At 54.2% G+C, this 13286-nt stretch carries 20 protein-coding genes and 1 pseudogene; 10 read left to right on the top strand and 11 right to left on the bottom strand.

Annotation, left to right across the window (positions count from 1 at the left end; all coding sequences use genetic code 11):
• Positions 1–316: 316 nt before the first annotated feature.
• Positions 317–757: a YraN family protein gene (locus tag G7Y43_RS10300; RefSeq protein WP_165046323.1), complete on the bottom strand. Its 441-nt coding sequence runs from the start codon at positions 755–757 to the stop codon at positions 317–319.
• A 402-nt stretch (positions 758–1159) separates the two neighbouring features.
• On the opposite strand from G7Y43_RS10300, the gene G7Y43_RS10295 reads away from it, so the two are divergent.
• The gene (locus tag G7Y43_RS10295; protein ID WP_165046322.1) at positions 1160–1600 is read left to right on the top strand and encodes a helix-turn-helix domain-containing protein; all 441 of its coding nucleotides are present in this window, start codon (positions 1160–1162) and stop codon (positions 1598–1600) included.
• Between the two features lie 175 nt (positions 1601–1775).
• Here G7Y43_RS10295 and G7Y43_RS10290 read toward each other — a convergent pair whose 3' ends face one another.
• The 6 genes from G7Y43_RS10290 to G7Y43_RS10265 form a co-directional block, all read right to left on the bottom strand.
• Positions 1776–2333 carry an SLATT domain-containing protein gene (locus tag G7Y43_RS10290; protein ID WP_165046321.1) on the bottom strand — a complete coding sequence of 186 codons (558 nt, stop codon included), beginning with the start codon at positions 2331–2333 and terminating at the stop codon, positions 1776–1778.
• 13 nt (positions 2334–2346) lie between these two features.
• The gene (locus G7Y43_RS10285; RefSeq protein WP_165046320.1) at positions 2347–3159 is read right to left on the bottom strand and encodes a nucleotidyltransferase domain-containing protein; all 813 of its coding nucleotides are present in this window, start codon (positions 3157–3159) and stop codon (positions 2347–2349) included.
• 10 nt (positions 3160–3169) lie between these two features.
• Positions 3170–3997: a nucleotidyl transferase AbiEii/AbiGii toxin family protein gene (locus tag G7Y43_RS10280; protein ID WP_165046319.1), complete on the bottom strand. Its 828-nt coding sequence runs from the start codon at positions 3995–3997 to the stop codon at positions 3170–3172.
• On the bottom strand, positions 3994–4533 hold the full coding sequence (locus tag G7Y43_RS10275; RefSeq protein ID WP_165046318.1) for a type IV toxin-antitoxin system AbiEi family antitoxin domain-containing protein: 540 nt from the start codon (positions 4531–4533) through the stop codon (positions 3994–3996). The genes G7Y43_RS10280 and G7Y43_RS10275 overlap by 4 nt, the downstream gene beginning before the upstream one ends.
• A gap of 230 nt (positions 4534–4763) precedes the next feature.
• Complete coding sequence (locus G7Y43_RS10270; protein ID WP_165046317.1) at positions 4764–5549, bottom strand: hypothetical protein; 786 nt, start codon at positions 5547–5549, stop codon at positions 4764–4766.
• Complete coding sequence (locus G7Y43_RS10265; RefSeq protein ID WP_165046316.1) at positions 5540–6358, bottom strand: amidoligase family protein; 819 nt, start codon at positions 6356–6358, stop codon at positions 5540–5542. The genes G7Y43_RS10270 and G7Y43_RS10265 overlap by 10 nt, the downstream gene beginning before the upstream one ends.
• Between G7Y43_RS10265 and G7Y43_RS10260 the strand changes: the two genes are divergently transcribed.
• The 4 genes from G7Y43_RS10260 to G7Y43_RS10245 all read left to right on the top strand — a co-directional run bounded on the left by G7Y43_RS10260 (position 6357) and on the right by G7Y43_RS10245 (position 8134).
• Complete coding sequence (locus tag G7Y43_RS10260) at positions 6357–6569, top strand: hypothetical protein (protein WP_165046315.1); 213 nt, start codon at positions 6357–6359, stop codon at positions 6567–6569. The genes G7Y43_RS10265 and G7Y43_RS10260 overlap by 2 nt on opposite strands.
• Positions 6570–7074: 505 nt before the next feature.
• The gene (locus G7Y43_RS10255) at positions 7075–7362 is read left to right on the top strand and encodes a hypothetical protein (protein ID WP_165046314.1); all 288 of its coding nucleotides are present in this window, start codon (positions 7075–7077) and stop codon (positions 7360–7362) included.
• Between the two features lie 219 nt (positions 7363–7581).
• Complete coding sequence (locus G7Y43_RS10250; RefSeq protein ID WP_165046313.1) at positions 7582–7818, top strand: hypothetical protein; 237 nt, start codon at positions 7582–7584, stop codon at positions 7816–7818.
• A gap of 178 nt (positions 7819–7996) precedes the next feature.
• Positions 7997–8134 (top strand): hypothetical protein, encoded by a 138-nt coding sequence (locus tag G7Y43_RS10245; RefSeq protein WP_165046312.1) that lies wholly within the window; start codon positions 7997–7999, stop codon positions 8132–8134.
• A gap of 2 nt (positions 8135–8136) precedes the next feature.
• On the opposite strand, the gene G7Y43_RS10880 is transcribed toward G7Y43_RS10245, so the two are convergent.
• Complete coding sequence (locus G7Y43_RS10880; protein ID WP_370514695.1) at positions 8137–8322, bottom strand: helix-turn-helix domain-containing protein; 186 nt, start codon at positions 8320–8322, stop codon at positions 8137–8139.
• 380 nt (positions 8323–8702) lie between these two features.
• On the opposite strand from G7Y43_RS10880, the pseudogene G7Y43_RS10740 reads away from it, so the two are divergent.
• The 4 genes and pseudogenes from G7Y43_RS10740 to G7Y43_RS10225 all read left to right on the top strand — a co-directional run.
• A pseudogene (locus G7Y43_RS10740) lies at positions 8703–8834 on the top strand (type IV toxin-antitoxin system AbiEi family antitoxin domain-containing protein); the annotation flags it as partial.
• A gap of 252 nt (positions 8835–9086) precedes the next feature.
• Positions 9087–9299, top strand: a complete 213-nt coding sequence (locus G7Y43_RS10690) for a hypothetical protein (protein WP_241158252.1) — start codon at positions 9087–9089, stop codon at positions 9297–9299.
• Positions 9296–9448: a hypothetical protein gene (locus tag G7Y43_RS10230; protein ID WP_206215133.1), complete on the top strand. Its 153-nt coding sequence runs from the start codon at positions 9296–9298 to the stop codon at positions 9446–9448. Before G7Y43_RS10690 ends, G7Y43_RS10230 begins: the two co-directional genes overlap by 4 nt.
• Positions 9449–9581: 133 nt before the next feature.
• Positions 9582–9758 (top strand): helix-turn-helix domain-containing protein, encoded by a 177-nt coding sequence (locus tag G7Y43_RS10225; protein ID WP_165046310.1) that lies wholly within the window; start codon positions 9582–9584, stop codon positions 9756–9758.
• A 121-nt stretch (positions 9759–9879) separates the two neighbouring features.
• On the opposite strand, the gene rhuM is transcribed toward G7Y43_RS10225, so the two are convergent.
• Positions 9880–10821 carry a RhuM family protein gene (rhuM, locus tag G7Y43_RS10220; RefSeq protein WP_206215132.1) on the bottom strand — a complete coding sequence of 314 codons (942 nt, stop codon included), beginning with the start codon at positions 10819–10821 and terminating at the stop codon, positions 9880–9882.
• Positions 10822–10994: 173 nt separating this feature from the next.
• Here rhuM and G7Y43_RS10215 point away from each other — a divergent pair, with 173 nt between their 5' ends.
• A complete protein-coding gene (locus G7Y43_RS10215) occupies positions 10995–11369 on the top strand; it encodes a nucleotidyl transferase AbiEii/AbiGii toxin family protein (protein WP_370514694.1) in 375 nt (124 codons plus the stop codon).
• Positions 11370–11496: 127 nt separating this feature from the next.
• On the opposite strand, the gene G7Y43_RS10210 is transcribed toward G7Y43_RS10215, so the two are convergent.
• Complete coding sequence (locus G7Y43_RS10210) at positions 11497–12798, bottom strand: site-specific integrase (RefSeq protein WP_165046307.1); 1302 nt, start codon at positions 12796–12798, stop codon at positions 11497–11499.
• A 315-nt stretch (positions 12799–13113) separates the two neighbouring features.
• The coding region (locus G7Y43_RS10205) for a transposase (protein WP_165044274.1) at positions 13114–13286 on the bottom strand (173 nt) is incomplete at its 5' end.

Genomic DNA, 13286 nt, shown 5'->3' with positions numbered 1-13286 from the left:
TGCGATCTGGACCATCGCAGGCCCATCATAGGACAGGAAAGCCTTTTTCTGATTCTCATGTCAGCGGTACGGTTTAACCGTCTACCGCACCACAGGCATAGCCTGTGGGTTTCTCACATGGCGCTAATGGCTAGGGTATTCATGGGTCGATCCTTTGCTCGAAGCACACCTCCGAAGATGTGGAAGCGGGAGGCGATGCCGCATTCTGTATTACGCATACATTATACACCAAAGTACACATAAACGTGTACTGTAATTATGGAGCCTCCCAGGCTTCCGCCGAGGAGGCTCGTTTCCGTATGCGACCGGGAAGTCGCTATGCGGTCGCATGGGCAGGCATGGGCTCTTTGTTGTGGGGATGTGTGGGCTCGATCGGAACATCGGGTGCGAGTTCCGATTCGCCCATCACGTTGACGTGATGCCTGATGAAGGCTCTGTTGGGCGCGATGACGAGGACCGATATGACGTCGAAGCGTATCTGCATGTCGCAGTATCTGCCGTCTTGACGTTGCAGCCACCTGATGGCATCCATCTCCTTGGCTTCGCGGATGTGTTCGTCGTAGCGTTCCTTGGGAAAGCCGGAATCAGCGTCGTCCTTCGCGAGGACCTCGATGAACACGAGTGCATTTCCGCTGTTCGCAATGATGTCCGTCAGGCTGTTTACGGGCAGTGTGTCGGTGGATTCAATGAGGGTATATCCTCTGTGCTCGATGAAGCGCTCCGCTGCTTTCAGGGCCTTGGCCTTGAGCTCTTTCATATTGCGACCTCCTAAGTTCTTAGGCCATCCCCTTTGGACGTGGCCTTGTGTGGCGCTTGGCGCATGTGCTCGCTGACTCGTGCAAGGGAGGAAGCGAAGCTAATGTGCTTTCGCACATGGCGTTCTTTTCCTGAAAGTTTCCCGAGTGATGGGGAGGAATGCTTTCGGGAAAGTTTCGGGAAAAGATCGCGACCCTTGTGGGAGGCTGCGGCCACATGCGTTGATGCGCTCTCAAGGCAAGCGAGGGGAGGATAAGAGGACGCGGGCAGTTATGATCGGCTCGCAAGGAAAAGGACTCTGAGGGAAAATGCGGCAGCGCTCGAGAGCAGATTTGCTACTGGTACACGAAGGCGCGGCAGGAATGAGGGATAATAGAACAAAGGCGAGAGAGAGGTGCGTGATTTGAGCACAGGAGATCGCATAAGGCAAGCCCGCAAGGCGGCGGGGCTTACCCAAGTCGAGCTCGGCAAGATGATCGGCAAGGGGAAGAGCCTGATATGGAACTACGAGACGGGCTACAGGATGCCCGACCGCCAGACATTGCAGGAGATCGCCGACGCCCTCGGTGTGACCGTGCAATCGCTCGAAGACCGACATCTCGATTCGGTGCAAGACGTGCTCGAGGTGTTCTTCCAGATGGAGGAGGCGGGCTTTGGGATAGAGCCAGTGCGAATCGGCTCTACCGTGACCATTGCGGTGAATCCCGATGCGCCTCACGCTCCGAAGCTCGAAATGGCCCTGGAGAAGTGGGCAGAGCAGAAGGACGCTCTGAAAGACGGGCGGGTGTCGGAGTGTGAATACGCCATATGGCGAGGATCGTTCGGCGCCGATGGTGAGGAATAGGTCGGGTGGTGCGGGCCATGAACCTGGGACACGAGAACGAGCAGAGGGAGCTCGAGAAGTCTACCTCCGAGCTGAACGAGGCGATGACGCTCATCGCCTCGTTCCTGAGCAAGCTATCGCTCGAGGGATGAAGAAGCCTGTAGCACGGGCGTAAAGCACATCAAGAATCTATCCTCTACTGAACTTTCCTCAAGGCAACTGGTAAGAGCTTTTCGCACTCGCCTTCGCCAAACGATTGAGCCTCTTCTTTTTTCAGCGCTTTCCTTGCCAGCTCATACGCACGCTTATTAGTACGAGGTGCCCGAGAATAGACTTCTGCTGTTCTGGACTGCAAATCCTGTCTCGCTGCCTTTATTTCATCAAGACCTATGTCGTCAAAGTCCGTCAACAAAGATATGTAGTCCTGAACGATTACCCAAAGCTGATCTGCAGTTCTCGTGTGGGAATTGGCCCTTTCTTCATTTCTTGCACTTCGCGTGTAGATATTCAGACAAAGAGAAACAGCGGCTAGGACAGCCGAAAGACATGCTGTGACTCCGGTCTGCGAAAAGAACGCACCGACAAACCCAACGGATATTAAAGAGGTCAAGATAATTTGAATCATCGAAACACGTCGTTGCACAGCGATCTTTAAGCTGGCAGCCTCTTGTTGAGTTTGGTAAGTATATAGGACTTTGACATAAGCCTCTTTCAGCTGACTTTCTAGCCTTGCCTTGTATTCTACATCGCCCATTATTTCATCATCGCTATTCAGCCATGTACTTTAGAACCTTCCCTAAGCAAGAGAGGCTCTTTTCGACATTAACGGTTTGCTGGCTTCCCGGCGCGGATAAGCTGAACGAGAAAAGTCCATTCATAGACCTGCTGTTAAACGTACTGTATAACATTCGCTCATATTCGCCATCAGGAGAAGACGAAATCCCACTCTCTGCCCAGTGCCATGCACCCATTGTAGAATAAACAAAACTATCAATGACAATTCCAGATAATTCATAGCTGGAGAAGCGGCTTGAGTGAATCAACCGAATGTGTTTGCAAGTGTCGAATAGCAGCCCGTTTGACTCACTGTTTTTGACCCTCATTGCCTCTTGTTCCGCTTTTGGGTCAGCTGGTTTCCAGTTTCCGCCCATATTTGAATCGGGATAGATGAAAGAAGTTCGGCCATTCCAGTCGGTTTGTTTGAACGCAGGAAGCAACTCGAAACGCATAGAATCACTAAACTGGACAACTACGACCTGGCCATCGGCATGAACATTCGTCCTACTGTACGCTCGTCCAACGGCATTTTTCACAGCTTGGAGAAGCCGCGATTGTCCATTTCCTTTATATGCGTCGTATCTTTTGTATTCACCTTGCGGAAGGGATAGCAGAACATCCAAATCACTGGATTTCGTAGCAGTGCCACGTCCGTACGACCCGACATATAGCGAATGCTCCGTCTCACTCGAAGAGTTCCAGAACTCTTGGTTGACTGCTTTTGTAATGCTCTTGTAGCGGCAAGATATTAGCTTCCGCGTATCCAGATCAATCGAGTTGTTGTGTTTTGAAACAGTGTCCATTTCTGCCCTTTCAGTCATTTTCCCGAATAACGATTCTAATCAGGTCGTCGGCCCATAAGACGGCTTCTTCTATGCTTGGCAGAACTGAAATCCCTGCACTTTGAGCCTCGTATGCCTCACGCAATTCTTGACCCATCTTGACGAAGCTCGGCCAAGGCTGTATGTCCCTGTATGAAAAAAGCCGCTTGCAGGTTCTGTTTATCAGCGCATAGTCCAATTCTGAGTTCTTCGCCAACAGCTGGAGATCTATCAGGTCGTGCGCGCGACGACTTCCAGGCTCGGTAAGCGCATGGAGCTTCTGGGCGATTTGGTAATGCAGCTTCATCAACGGGATCGGGCGCGGTTTTGGGAAGCCCAGGCTTTCGAACATCGCGGCAACGTCATCGGCTAGGCAGAGGTCGGCCTCATCCGCGTCGCCCATTTCGTTGTGGCCCACCTCCAGCTTCACCGTGCACCATGGCTTGCCCTTGTACGAGAGCTTCACGTCGATTGGCTGCATCACGTAATGCGGCGGCACGTCTTTCGGGCGAGCCGGTCTGCCTTGTACCGGACGCCCGGTAAACCCTTCCCATCCCTCGCCGAGGCTGCCCTGAAGACTGCTCAGGAACGAGTCCAAGGACGCGGAGCGGGCGAAGTCCAGGTCCGTGGTGAACCTGGTGCCCGCATCCCCCAGGCGCAGCTTGATCGCGCTTCCTCCCTTGATCACGCCGTCGGGGAGCATTTGCGCGACCACCGTGTTCGCCAGAACGTCCCGGACGCGAAGAGGCGCCTCGCCTCGCTCTGTCGCGAGGCGCTTGATCGCCTCGTCGAGGTTTCTCCTGCTGTTGGGCGGCGTCATGCTACCACCTCCAGATCGGCCGCGAGGGCCTTCTTCTCGCTTTCGTTGATGTAGCCTTCAGCGAATGCGGTTTCAACGGCGCTTGTCAGCCGATCGGGAAGGACCGTCGGCAAGCAGGACCTGATCGCGGCAGCCACGCTCTGAGACCGTATGCCATCGTAGGTTTCAACGGCATCCTCTTCCCTGGGGTTGACGACTCGGATATACGACGGAAGCTGCTTACGCACGCGCTTGGGAGTTGCCACGGGGATGTACGCCGGATTGACTGGGCAGAGCTCGAGCATCCCCAGCACTCCCTCGCCGTAGAGGTACGCCTCCGGCCCGACCAGGGCGACTGCGGCCGCATAGGAGTCGTTCGCCTCGGGAGTGCGCCGGGTGAGACGGTAGAGCCCCTGGCCGATGCGCTCCAGCCGACCACGGCGGGCGTATTGGACGAGCTCCATGTTCGACACGCCGGCCTCGCGCGCCTCGGCAGAGGTGATGAGTCCGAAATTGTCGGATGCAATGTCATAGATTATGTCGTCGTATTTCGTCATGGCAGCAGTATAACGTTTTCATAATAGTATTGCCAATTCGAGAAGGTATCGGATATTCGGGAAGCACACACGATACCGCAGCCAATAGCGCATGGCCATGTCTGGCAGCGCCCGGAGCCTCTCCGCGTAGCGCGCCGGATCTACGCTGGCCACGGCCGCTGCGACCGCTGCTCGCACTGCCTCGAGCGCCCACCCCTTTTCGAGGGACTGGGGGAACTCGCGGAGGCGGGTCACGCCCAGCTCGCCACCATTTCAGACGCCTGGAGAGCATCGGTGCAGATGGGAAGGTACTCCGCACAATCGAAGAGCATTGAGCAGTCTTTGCAGGCCTCGAATAGCCCGTAGCGAACAAGGCTTTCGTCAAGATTGCTGAAAGCCGCCCAAGCATCATAGATTGAGTTGTCAAAAAGCGTCGGCGTGTACGTGTAGCGTGTGTGAAAGTTTTTGTTGGAGTACAGAATGCCGTGGTCTTTGACCCAGTTGCCGAACAGGCGCACGGTACCGGTCTTGGACATGATTAGGAAGCGGGAGCCTTGAGTGGAACCTTCAATGATTCGCAGGGCGCGCTTGTCACTCAAGAAGTCATCCGACATATCCTTCAGCGGTACGAGTACCGCCTTCACGAAAGCCATGCTGTCGGAAGTCGCGTCATTGGTATCAAGGCCTGCGAGCGTTCCGTTGTGCATGAACCCGACATCGGCGCCGATCTCGGTCATGCGCATCTTCGCGAGGCTGTCCTTCACGGCGAAGGGGTGACAGCACCCCGGAACGACCGCGCCGTGGGTGGCTATGCGGAAGTGGAGCGCCATAGGAGTCGAGGCTACGTCGATGCTGGACGTGACCTCTTCCAACGCCTCAAGGAAAGAAGGCCAGGCCATAAAGCCTTTTTTAATGTTGACGTGATTCCCGTCTGGCCACATGATGCCGGCGCCGTCCGGGTTATTGTCCCAGCAGGCTCGAAGCGTGTCCGTGCTGGGGAGCTGTTTGCCTTGCGGCTTGTAGACGATTATGCACATGAGAAATCTCCTTCCGGGACGATGAGCTCGCGCTCGATCAGATAGTTGTGAAGCTCCGTGGTGTCTACGGGACATGCGTTTATCACCGCGTCGCAGAGGTCGTACCAGTTGTAGCGATCCATTTGCGAGGGATTGGAAGCTTTGACGAGATAGCAGAACCCCGTGACGAACTGCAGGGTGGCCAGGATCGTCTCGGGTTTGAGCGTGCCACGAAATAAGCGGAACTCTATGGTTGCGTCGTTGGTGACGTTGACGGCGTGGTAGCGGTCGCGCTTGGCGAAGCTGCTCACACGTTTGGCCTTCTTGATCCAGCCGGCGTCTTCCTTGGGGGCGTTGCACTTGGGCGCCCAGCGGTCTATGCAGTGGCGCTTGCGACGGGAGAAGATGACGATGGGCTCGAAGAGTCGGTCCACCGTCTCGATGAGCTTGAGTTCGGTGAGCTCTTGAGACGTTTTGCTCTTTCCGAAGAACTCGCGGCTGACGTGAACGTGAAGCCCGCAGGTGTTCGTGTCGTGGCTTCGCATACCCTCGGCGAGTGCCGATGTGCAGATGTCGTGCCACATTTCCTTGCCCGCATCCGATGCCATGTACTCGGGGCTCATGGGGTGAGTGACGAGTTCGCAACCGTCGTCTAGACTGCCGTCGTGCTTGAAGTAGAGTACCTGCGGGCCGTATGCCTCGGATATCCGCTTCGCTGTGGCCTCGGCGTTGCCGCAGTCCATCTCAAGCTCTACGCCGAGGTAGAGCCCCGACGGATCACCGCCTTCAATGTCGTGGAAGACAGGCTCGGGCTTGAAGCTGTAGGACATGATCGCTCACCCGGTGTTGTATGCCGAACACGACCAGCAATACCGTCCGTTACTCGTGAGCTGGGTGTCGCTGTTTCTGAAGAGCCTGCCGCAGCAGTTGCAGCGAGAGAAGCTCGAGAGGCACTCGTCGCAAATCAGTCGTCCGTCATGTGCGGTCGTGGACTGGTGGAACTCGGTTTCGTGTCGCTGGCCGCAGAAGCCGCATGTGTAGGTTAACGACTCGGCGCAGCTTTGGCAGAAGATGTGCGGCTCGGAGGTGGTGAGCATCTCTTCGGTGAGGTGATAGCTGCCACAGCGATCGCATTGGGTGTACCTCGTCTCGACGCAGTTTGGACAGACGTCGGGAATTGGAGAACTTGCGGGCTCGAACACCGATTCGCAGTGCCTGCAGAAACTCAGCAGAGCCTCGCGTTGAGGAGGGTTGGCCCGCCTTGTTCTGGTTCTTGTGGTCGTTCTTGGCATTTTGATTCGCCCCTTTCTGTTGCGTACCTTGCATGCCCGAAAGGCGCAGGCGACGCGCAGGCGCGGCAAGGGAGGAAGCGAAACCCGGTAGGGCTGGAGTTTTTCTTGGATCTTCAGAGGTAGGGCGTGCCGAGAAAAAGTTTTCGCGGCCCTTGTGCGGATGCGCGGATGGCTGCGAGGATGCGGGCTGCTAGGTGCGCTGAAAGGGCGATCGGGCAAGCTGGCGCCCACGAAACGAGCGTGCGGACGCCTTCATGTTGGGCGCTCGGATGATTCCCGGAGAAATCGTATTGCGAATTCCCAGAACTTGTGAGTTCGTCGATTCCCGATATTTGCTTGTGCTGCTGCGGCGTTTAGGGAACAAGTGCATTCACCGCGACGTGGAGCTTACCGATGAGGCGATGTTGAAACTGGACATCAAGCGGGAAAACACTGTGTATCTGATCGTATTTCTCAGCCAGGTGGCTTTTGTGGTGCGAGGAATATCGGGAAGACCGACAAGGTACGTGTGTGTCACCGTGCGCATAGATAAGGAAGCCTAGCGTCATCCCATGTCGGTCCAGTAGGTGCGGTTGCACGTATCCCATAGAGAAGCTGGTATCCGTATGTCGTCGGTTCTTCAAGCGCGTCGGCGACGACGGCAGTTTGTGCTATACCGTGATGATAGACAGCAAGGAAACGCTTCTCTTCCACGTGAACCCGCGTTGGTTTTTGGAAGAGAACGTATCAGGTGTTCACGTATGCTGAGTTAGGACAGAGTCATGTGCGGAAGATGTGCCATATTCACGTTTGACGAGGTTCTCGAGGTGATCAAGGAGATAGAGCTCGGCGCGACGTTTAATTTCGAGCCTGACTGGCCCGCGCGAAGAGCACAGGCTTTTCCCAACTCTACGGCGCCGCTCATCGTCCCTCAGTTCGACACCGCCATTGGAGTAGAGAAGCTTGAAAGTGGCAGCCTTGCTGCCCGTGAGATGGGCTGGGATTTTGAAGAAGGCTGACGATAGCGGACGGAGCTTATAGACAACCAACCAGACAACCATCGGTTAACAAAGTCAGTGGAGATTCATATAAAACCGTGGCGGCTGTGGTAGGCTACTATCAGTAAACCCGCCCGGCCTCTGCTCTCGAGTATGCACACTGGCGGGTCTTCTTTTGTGCAGGGAATATAGGAGTACCATGGGAGAATACACGAAGCCCTGGTTGTCTTTCGAGCAACAAGCGGATCTTCTCATGACTGAGCGCGGACTCGAAGCTGATCGCGATGACCTTATCAGGCATCTTGCCGACATCGGGTTGTTTCTAGCGGTTACCTAACCCTAGCGCAGGCTGTGCCGCCTGTTCTTATTCGCTCCCGAGGAAGCTACCAGTTCTCTCTCGGTGAGCCGGCGCATAACGTCGCGCAGAGTTCGCGATGGGATGCCGAGAACTTCCGACATCTCCGTTACCGCCGCAGTTTCGTTTGCGGAAAGGTATTCGTACACCTTCCTGTTATTTCTGGCCAGTCCGCTTAAATTGACTTTGTCGGCGGTTTGTTGGCGGTTAGCGGCGGCAATGCCTCCGACCGTATGAACCGAACGTGGACGCTGCCGCCACGTTGGAACACTTCAACGGAAACGTTCTGCCCGCCACATGCACTCTTGATGCGCTGGAGGCCGGTCCCGTAGGTCTCGATGGCGCCCAACTTGTAGAGCGTGTTCGCGATGGAGGGAGGACCCCCGACCAATTTGGGGCAATTTGCCTCAGCTTGGCAATGGAGGCGCTAGCCCTTCTTTCCACTTGAAGGAAAGGTGGCCTGCCATGCGAGGTCGCTGGGAATCGAATGGGATTAGACTTATAGACACAATTACGGTACTATACGTGTCTAAAAATCTAGGAGTGCAAGATCAAATCTGTTGCTGAATATATCGAAGAGCTCGGAGGCGTCGCGACCGCAGCGCAGCTCAAGGAGGCTGGGTTTGCGCCCGGCGTGATCGAGTACGCCTTGAACAGCGGCAGGATAGACCGACTGACTCGCGGCGTGTACTGCTCTCTCGATGTGCTAGACGACGAGTTCGCTGCCGTGACGATGCGCTGGCCCAAGTGCATCCTCTCCCACGGGACTTCGCTATATCTACTTGGACTCTCCGATCGTGTTCCTGGAAACATAAGCGTGAGTGTCCCCTATGGTTATAATCCGCATGGACTCAGGACCGACTTTCCAGAGTTGAGGATATACCGTGAAAAACCGGAGCTGTACGGACTTGGGAAGACTATGGTCAGGGATCCCATGGGAATCGAGGTCGCCGCATATGACGCCGAGCGATCCATCGCCGATCTAATAAGGGAACGCTCAAAGGGAAACGCGAACCCGCAGCTCATTCGCGACGCCATTGTGGGCTACTTCAAACGAAGGGATCGCGATTTGCCGAAGCTCGCCAAGATGAGCGAGGCGTTAGGGGTGCGTGACGAGCTGCAAACCTACCTGGAGGTGCTCACATGAACAAGATCAAAAGCGATGCCAGCCTGAAAGGCAAGATACGTCAGTTCGCGAAGGACTACGGTCTCAAGCCCCAAGAGGTCCTTCAGATGTATCTGTTCGAGCACCTGCTTATGAGGTTTGAGAAAAGTGATTCCTGCGCCAATTCCTGAGCACTGTTCCGCAATATACTGAGCAGCATGACGCTCATTCCTGAGCACGCGAGCGCTAATTGCTAAACACTCCCATAATCGCCCTGCATGGCAAAGACGACCATGCAGGGTTTTTTATTAGATGGGAGGTTCTATGGAACCGAAAGTATCGTATAAGGAGATCGTGCGGCTTACACTTGCCGGTGGCTATTCACAGCGCGAGATAGCTGCGGCAGCTGGCTGCTCGACCGGGACGGTCTGCAATGTACAGCGCAGGGTACGCCTAGTCGGGCTCGATAGTCCGACAGTAGAGGGCATGAGCGGTCTTTAAGGAAGGTAAAGTAAGTTAAATCATATGACTGGACTGGTGTTTTGCGCTAAGCCTATCACGCAGTTTGCGGTGCATTTGGACAAGTTTTCGTGCCTATTTGCACCGCCTTTTGAGGGCGCAGCTACGTCAGAAAGTTCATGACAAGGGACACCATCGTCTCTTTCTCGTCCGGCTTCGATTCGGCGATCATGATCGTGGTAGCCACAAGAGCGCCATCGCTTATCACTTTCCCTTCTCCGCGATAGAGCATTCCATTCCTATCGAGGAAATAAAGGAAAACGGTTGCAGCGATGCGCTTGTTTCCATCATGGAAGGAATGATTTTTCACGATGAAGTAAAGCAGATTCGCCGCCTTTTCCTGAACGGACGGATAAAGATCCTCGCCACCAAAAGATTGATAAATCGTCGCTATGCTGCTCTTGAACGAATCATCCTTCTCGATGCCAAAGAGGTCGCTTTCGTCATTGAACCTAAGTGTTTTGATCAGCTCCATGCATTCGTCGTAGTTGAGGACAAAGACCGCATCTGATCCAAGAGGCTTTGTGATTCGCTGGTGATCGTAATCATCAAGAAGGTTAAGCGCCGATGCATAGCTCTTCACCACTTCGAGCACTTGATTGGTATCTAACTTATCAGAAACGCGTTCGAGGAGTCCGACAGTCTGAGCAAGTTGCAGAAGCCTGCACTCGTTTTCCGCGCGCCCTTCAATGACGTATCTGCGGAGCACATCCGTTGCCCATTGACGAAAACGCACGCCTTGCTGGGACTTCACACGATACCCAACTGAAATGATAACGTCGAGATTGTAATAATCAACCTGATAAGTTTTGCCATCTCTGGCAGTTGTTGCATATTTTGCAACAACTAATTGCGCCTCGAGTTCACCCTCGGAAAAGATGTTCTTAATATGGCGAGAAATAGTAGACTTATCTCTATCGAACAAAAGAGCGAGCTGATCTAATGACAACCAGACAGTCTCGCCATCCAATTGAACGTCAAGCTGAATCTGCCCATCATCCGACTCGTAGATTACGATCTCGTCTTGTCTGGCATGCTCCTGCAACCTAAAGCCCCTTTCTGCCATAAGCGGTTTATGCATCGTAATTATAGAAGAGGCCTGAAATCTTGACTCGAGAATGAGCGTCATGCTGCTCAGTATATTGCGGAACAGTGCTCAGGAATTGGCGTAAGAATCAAGAAAAGCCCATATGCTGACAAGTTCGTGCTCAAGGGAGGATTGCTTATATCCTCTCATATCAGTTGGCGACGGTCGTCGCGGAGAAGCTAGAGACAGTAGTCAGTCGAGGCACAGCCAACACACGGGGAAGAGACTACTATGATCTCTATATCCTGCGACGCACGATGGCCAACAAACTGAACCCTGATGAATTGCGTGAGGCGTTGCATTCCACTTGCGAAAAGCGCAACTCAGCAGGCATGCTGCCGAACTGGGAGAGCATTTTGGAGGAAGTTCGCTCGTCTGATGCGATGAATAGGGTATGGGACTCCTATCTCCAAGATACACCCTACGCTGTCGGCATAACCTTCGGGCAGACTATGGATGCGGCAAGCGATCTCCTCAAATTGGCAGACTGGAATGTGCGCTCTTGATTCCCCAAGCCTCTTCTGTGTGCTATCGCTTCGGGAATATCGCATGGTGCCTGGAGGATGCTCAAGAGGAGTTGATCTGGCAGTCGCCCACTGAGACAATTTGCCCCAGTGGGCGTATAGCCAACCTCTATGATGCCTTCTTAAGCACGGCTATCATCTCTTCGAGCTCTTCTATGGAAAACGGGATGGATTCTGGGGTGATGCCGGATATCCTCTCCGGACATGGTTGCGTCTTCGAATCGTCAATCTCGGCCTTTCGACGCTCGATGTCACGTTGGAAAACGCTCATGGTATCGTCGAATGCGCCCTCGATGTATTTGACCGCTCGCTGCTTCGCCTCGGGATCTACGTCGGCGTAGATGTCGAGAGTCATTGAGGGGTTGGCGTGGCCGAGGTAGTCGGAGACGGTTCGTACGTCGGCCCCTTCGGCGATCATGAAGGTGGCAAAGGTGTGTCGGAGGTCGTGCAGCGTGCAGTCGAACCCGTTCATCTTGCAGAAGGCGCTGAAGTCCTTGCCTATCTGCGTTGGATTATAGGGGCGACTCTCTGATTCCAGGGTTCCGAGAATATACGCGTTTTCGAGTCGTAGTTTCAGCTTGTTACACATCCACTTCAGGTCGTCCTGCATGCCCTTGAGCAAGTTGTATGTGTGCTCGGTCAAAGGTATGATGCGCGAGCGTCCGGCCTTGGGCTCTTTCAAGTAGAAGCCACCCTCTCCACTTCCGAGTGCGTGCGAGACGGTGATGGTTCGTTTCGACTCGTCGAAGTCGCTCCAGCGAAGCGCGCATACCTCGCCTCGGCGCATTCCAGTGGTGAGCATGATTTCTATGGCCACGGCAAGCGCTCCAGGCTGGGCATGCCGGGCAAGGTCCAGCATGCGGCTACGCTCTTCGCGCGATAAGGCGTTGATGGGAGCCTTCACTCGCTTCGGCGGTTTGCAGAAGTTGCAGGGGTTCTTGGAAAGCAGATCAAGGGAAACGGCATAGTTGAGCGCTTGCTTCAGCAGCCTAAAGCATTTTGATATGGTCTTAGGCGCGTAGCTGTCATCGGACATATTCGCCATCCATGCGTTTATGGTTGGGACGCTGAGGTCGGATATGAGCTCAGCGCCGATATACCTGCAAATCGTCTTCGTTTCGCCCTTGTAACCACGAATGGTTGAGGGCTCGATGGTCTTGCTCGATACCTTGTACTCAAGGAAGCCCTCCATGAGCTGCCGCACCGTCATGTCGGAAGACGCGGAAAAGCCCTTGAGCTCAAGTTGGACGATGAGATCGCATCTCGATTGTTCAGCTTGCTTGCGGGTCTTTCCGAGAACAGTGTGATAGGTTGAGACATCCTCTCCCGTAAGCGGATCGGTGTGTACGAGGACGCACTCCCACTTATTGGTGTTCCTACGTCTCCTTAGGCTTTTTGGTCTGTATTGCATGTTAGTTCCTTTCGACGTTTTCCACAGGAAAGGTGGAGAAAAACTTGACCACCTGATGACCACCTTAGTGACCACCAAATGACCACCAAACAGCGTCAAAAAGGTTGGAAAACATGACAATACGTGATAAAGCCTGATAGAAAAAATCCCAGCTCAAAGGCTTGATTTGGCAAAATGCGGGAAACCTGATAGACCCTGACAATAGGGTTTGACTCGCTCATAACCCGAAGGTCGGAGGTTCAAATCCTCCCCCCGCGACCAAAAAACACCAGGTCATCGGTTTATACGATGGCCTTTTTCGGCCCTTCGCGGTTTTTAGTGGGTAGCACAGGGTGTCAGCTGTGGGAAGTGTAGTTTTCCCAGGTTCAGGTAGATGATGGTCTTGAAGTACTCCAGGTTGCTGAACCCGCGGGCCTGTCTTTTGGCCGATTGGATGATTGAGTTCATACCCTCTAACACGGCATTGGTTAGCCTGTGGTCGAAGTAGT

Origin of the sequence: Adlercreutzia sp. ZJ138 (assembly GCF_011038935.1) — a bacterium.
Lineage (GTDB): Bacteria > Actinomycetota > Coriobacteriia > Coriobacteriales > Eggerthellaceae > ZJ141.
Note: the sequence above shows the minus strand (reverse complement) of the source record. Positions and strands in the feature narration are given on the sequence as shown.

Coding starts and splice junctions, on each gene's coding strand:
- G7Y43_RS10300 (WP_165046323.1), bottom strand. CDS start 757: ATGAAAGAGCTCAAGGCCAAGGCCCTGAAAGCAGCGGAGCGCTTCATC.
- G7Y43_RS10290 (WP_165046321.1), bottom strand. CDS start 2,333: ATGGGCGATGTAGAATACAAGGCAAGGCTAGAAAGTCAGCTGAAAGAG.
- G7Y43_RS10285 (WP_165046320.1), bottom strand. CDS start 3,159: ATGGACACTGTTTCAAAACACAACAACTCGATTGATCTGGATACGCGG.
- G7Y43_RS10280 (WP_165046319.1), bottom strand. CDS start 3,997: ATGACGCCGCCCAACAGCAGGAGAAACCTCGACGAGGCGATCAAGCGC.
- G7Y43_RS10275 (WP_165046318.1), bottom strand. CDS start 4,533: ATGACGAAATACGACGACATAATCTATGACATTGCATCCGACAATTTC.
- G7Y43_RS10270 (WP_165046317.1), bottom strand. CDS start 5,549: ATGTGCATAATCGTCTACAAGCCGCAAGGCAAACAGCTCCCCAGCACG.
- G7Y43_RS10260 (WP_165046315.1), top strand. CDS start 6,357: ATGATCGCTCACCCGGTGTTGTATGCCGAACACGACCAGCAATACCGT.
- G7Y43_RS10265 (WP_165046316.1), bottom strand. CDS start 6,358: ATGTCCTACAGCTTCAAGCCCGAGCCTGTCTTCCACGACATTGAAGGC.
- G7Y43_RS10255 (WP_165046314.1), top strand. CDS start 7,075: ATGTTGGGCGCTCGGATGATTCCCGGAGAAATCGTATTGCGAATTCCC.
- G7Y43_RS10250 (WP_165046313.1), top strand. CDS start 7,582: ATGTGCGGAAGATGTGCCATATTCACGTTTGACGAGGTTCTCGAGGTG.
- G7Y43_RS10245 (WP_165046312.1), top strand. CDS start 7,997: ATGGGAGAATACACGAAGCCCTGGTTGTCTTTCGAGCAACAAGCGGAT.
- G7Y43_RS10690 (WP_241158252.1), top strand. CDS start 9,087: ATGGGAATCGAGGTCGCCGCATATGACGCCGAGCGATCCATCGCCGAT.
- G7Y43_RS10230 (WP_206215133.1), top strand. CDS start 9,296: ATGAACAAGATCAAAAGCGATGCCAGCCTGAAAGGCAAGATACGTCAG.
- G7Y43_RS10225 (WP_165046310.1), top strand. CDS start 9,582: ATGGAACCGAAAGTATCGTATAAGGAGATCGTGCGGCTTACACTTGCC.
- G7Y43_RS10210 (WP_165046307.1), bottom strand. CDS start 12,798: ATGCAATACAGACCAAAAAGCCTAAGGAGACGTAGGAACACCAATAAG.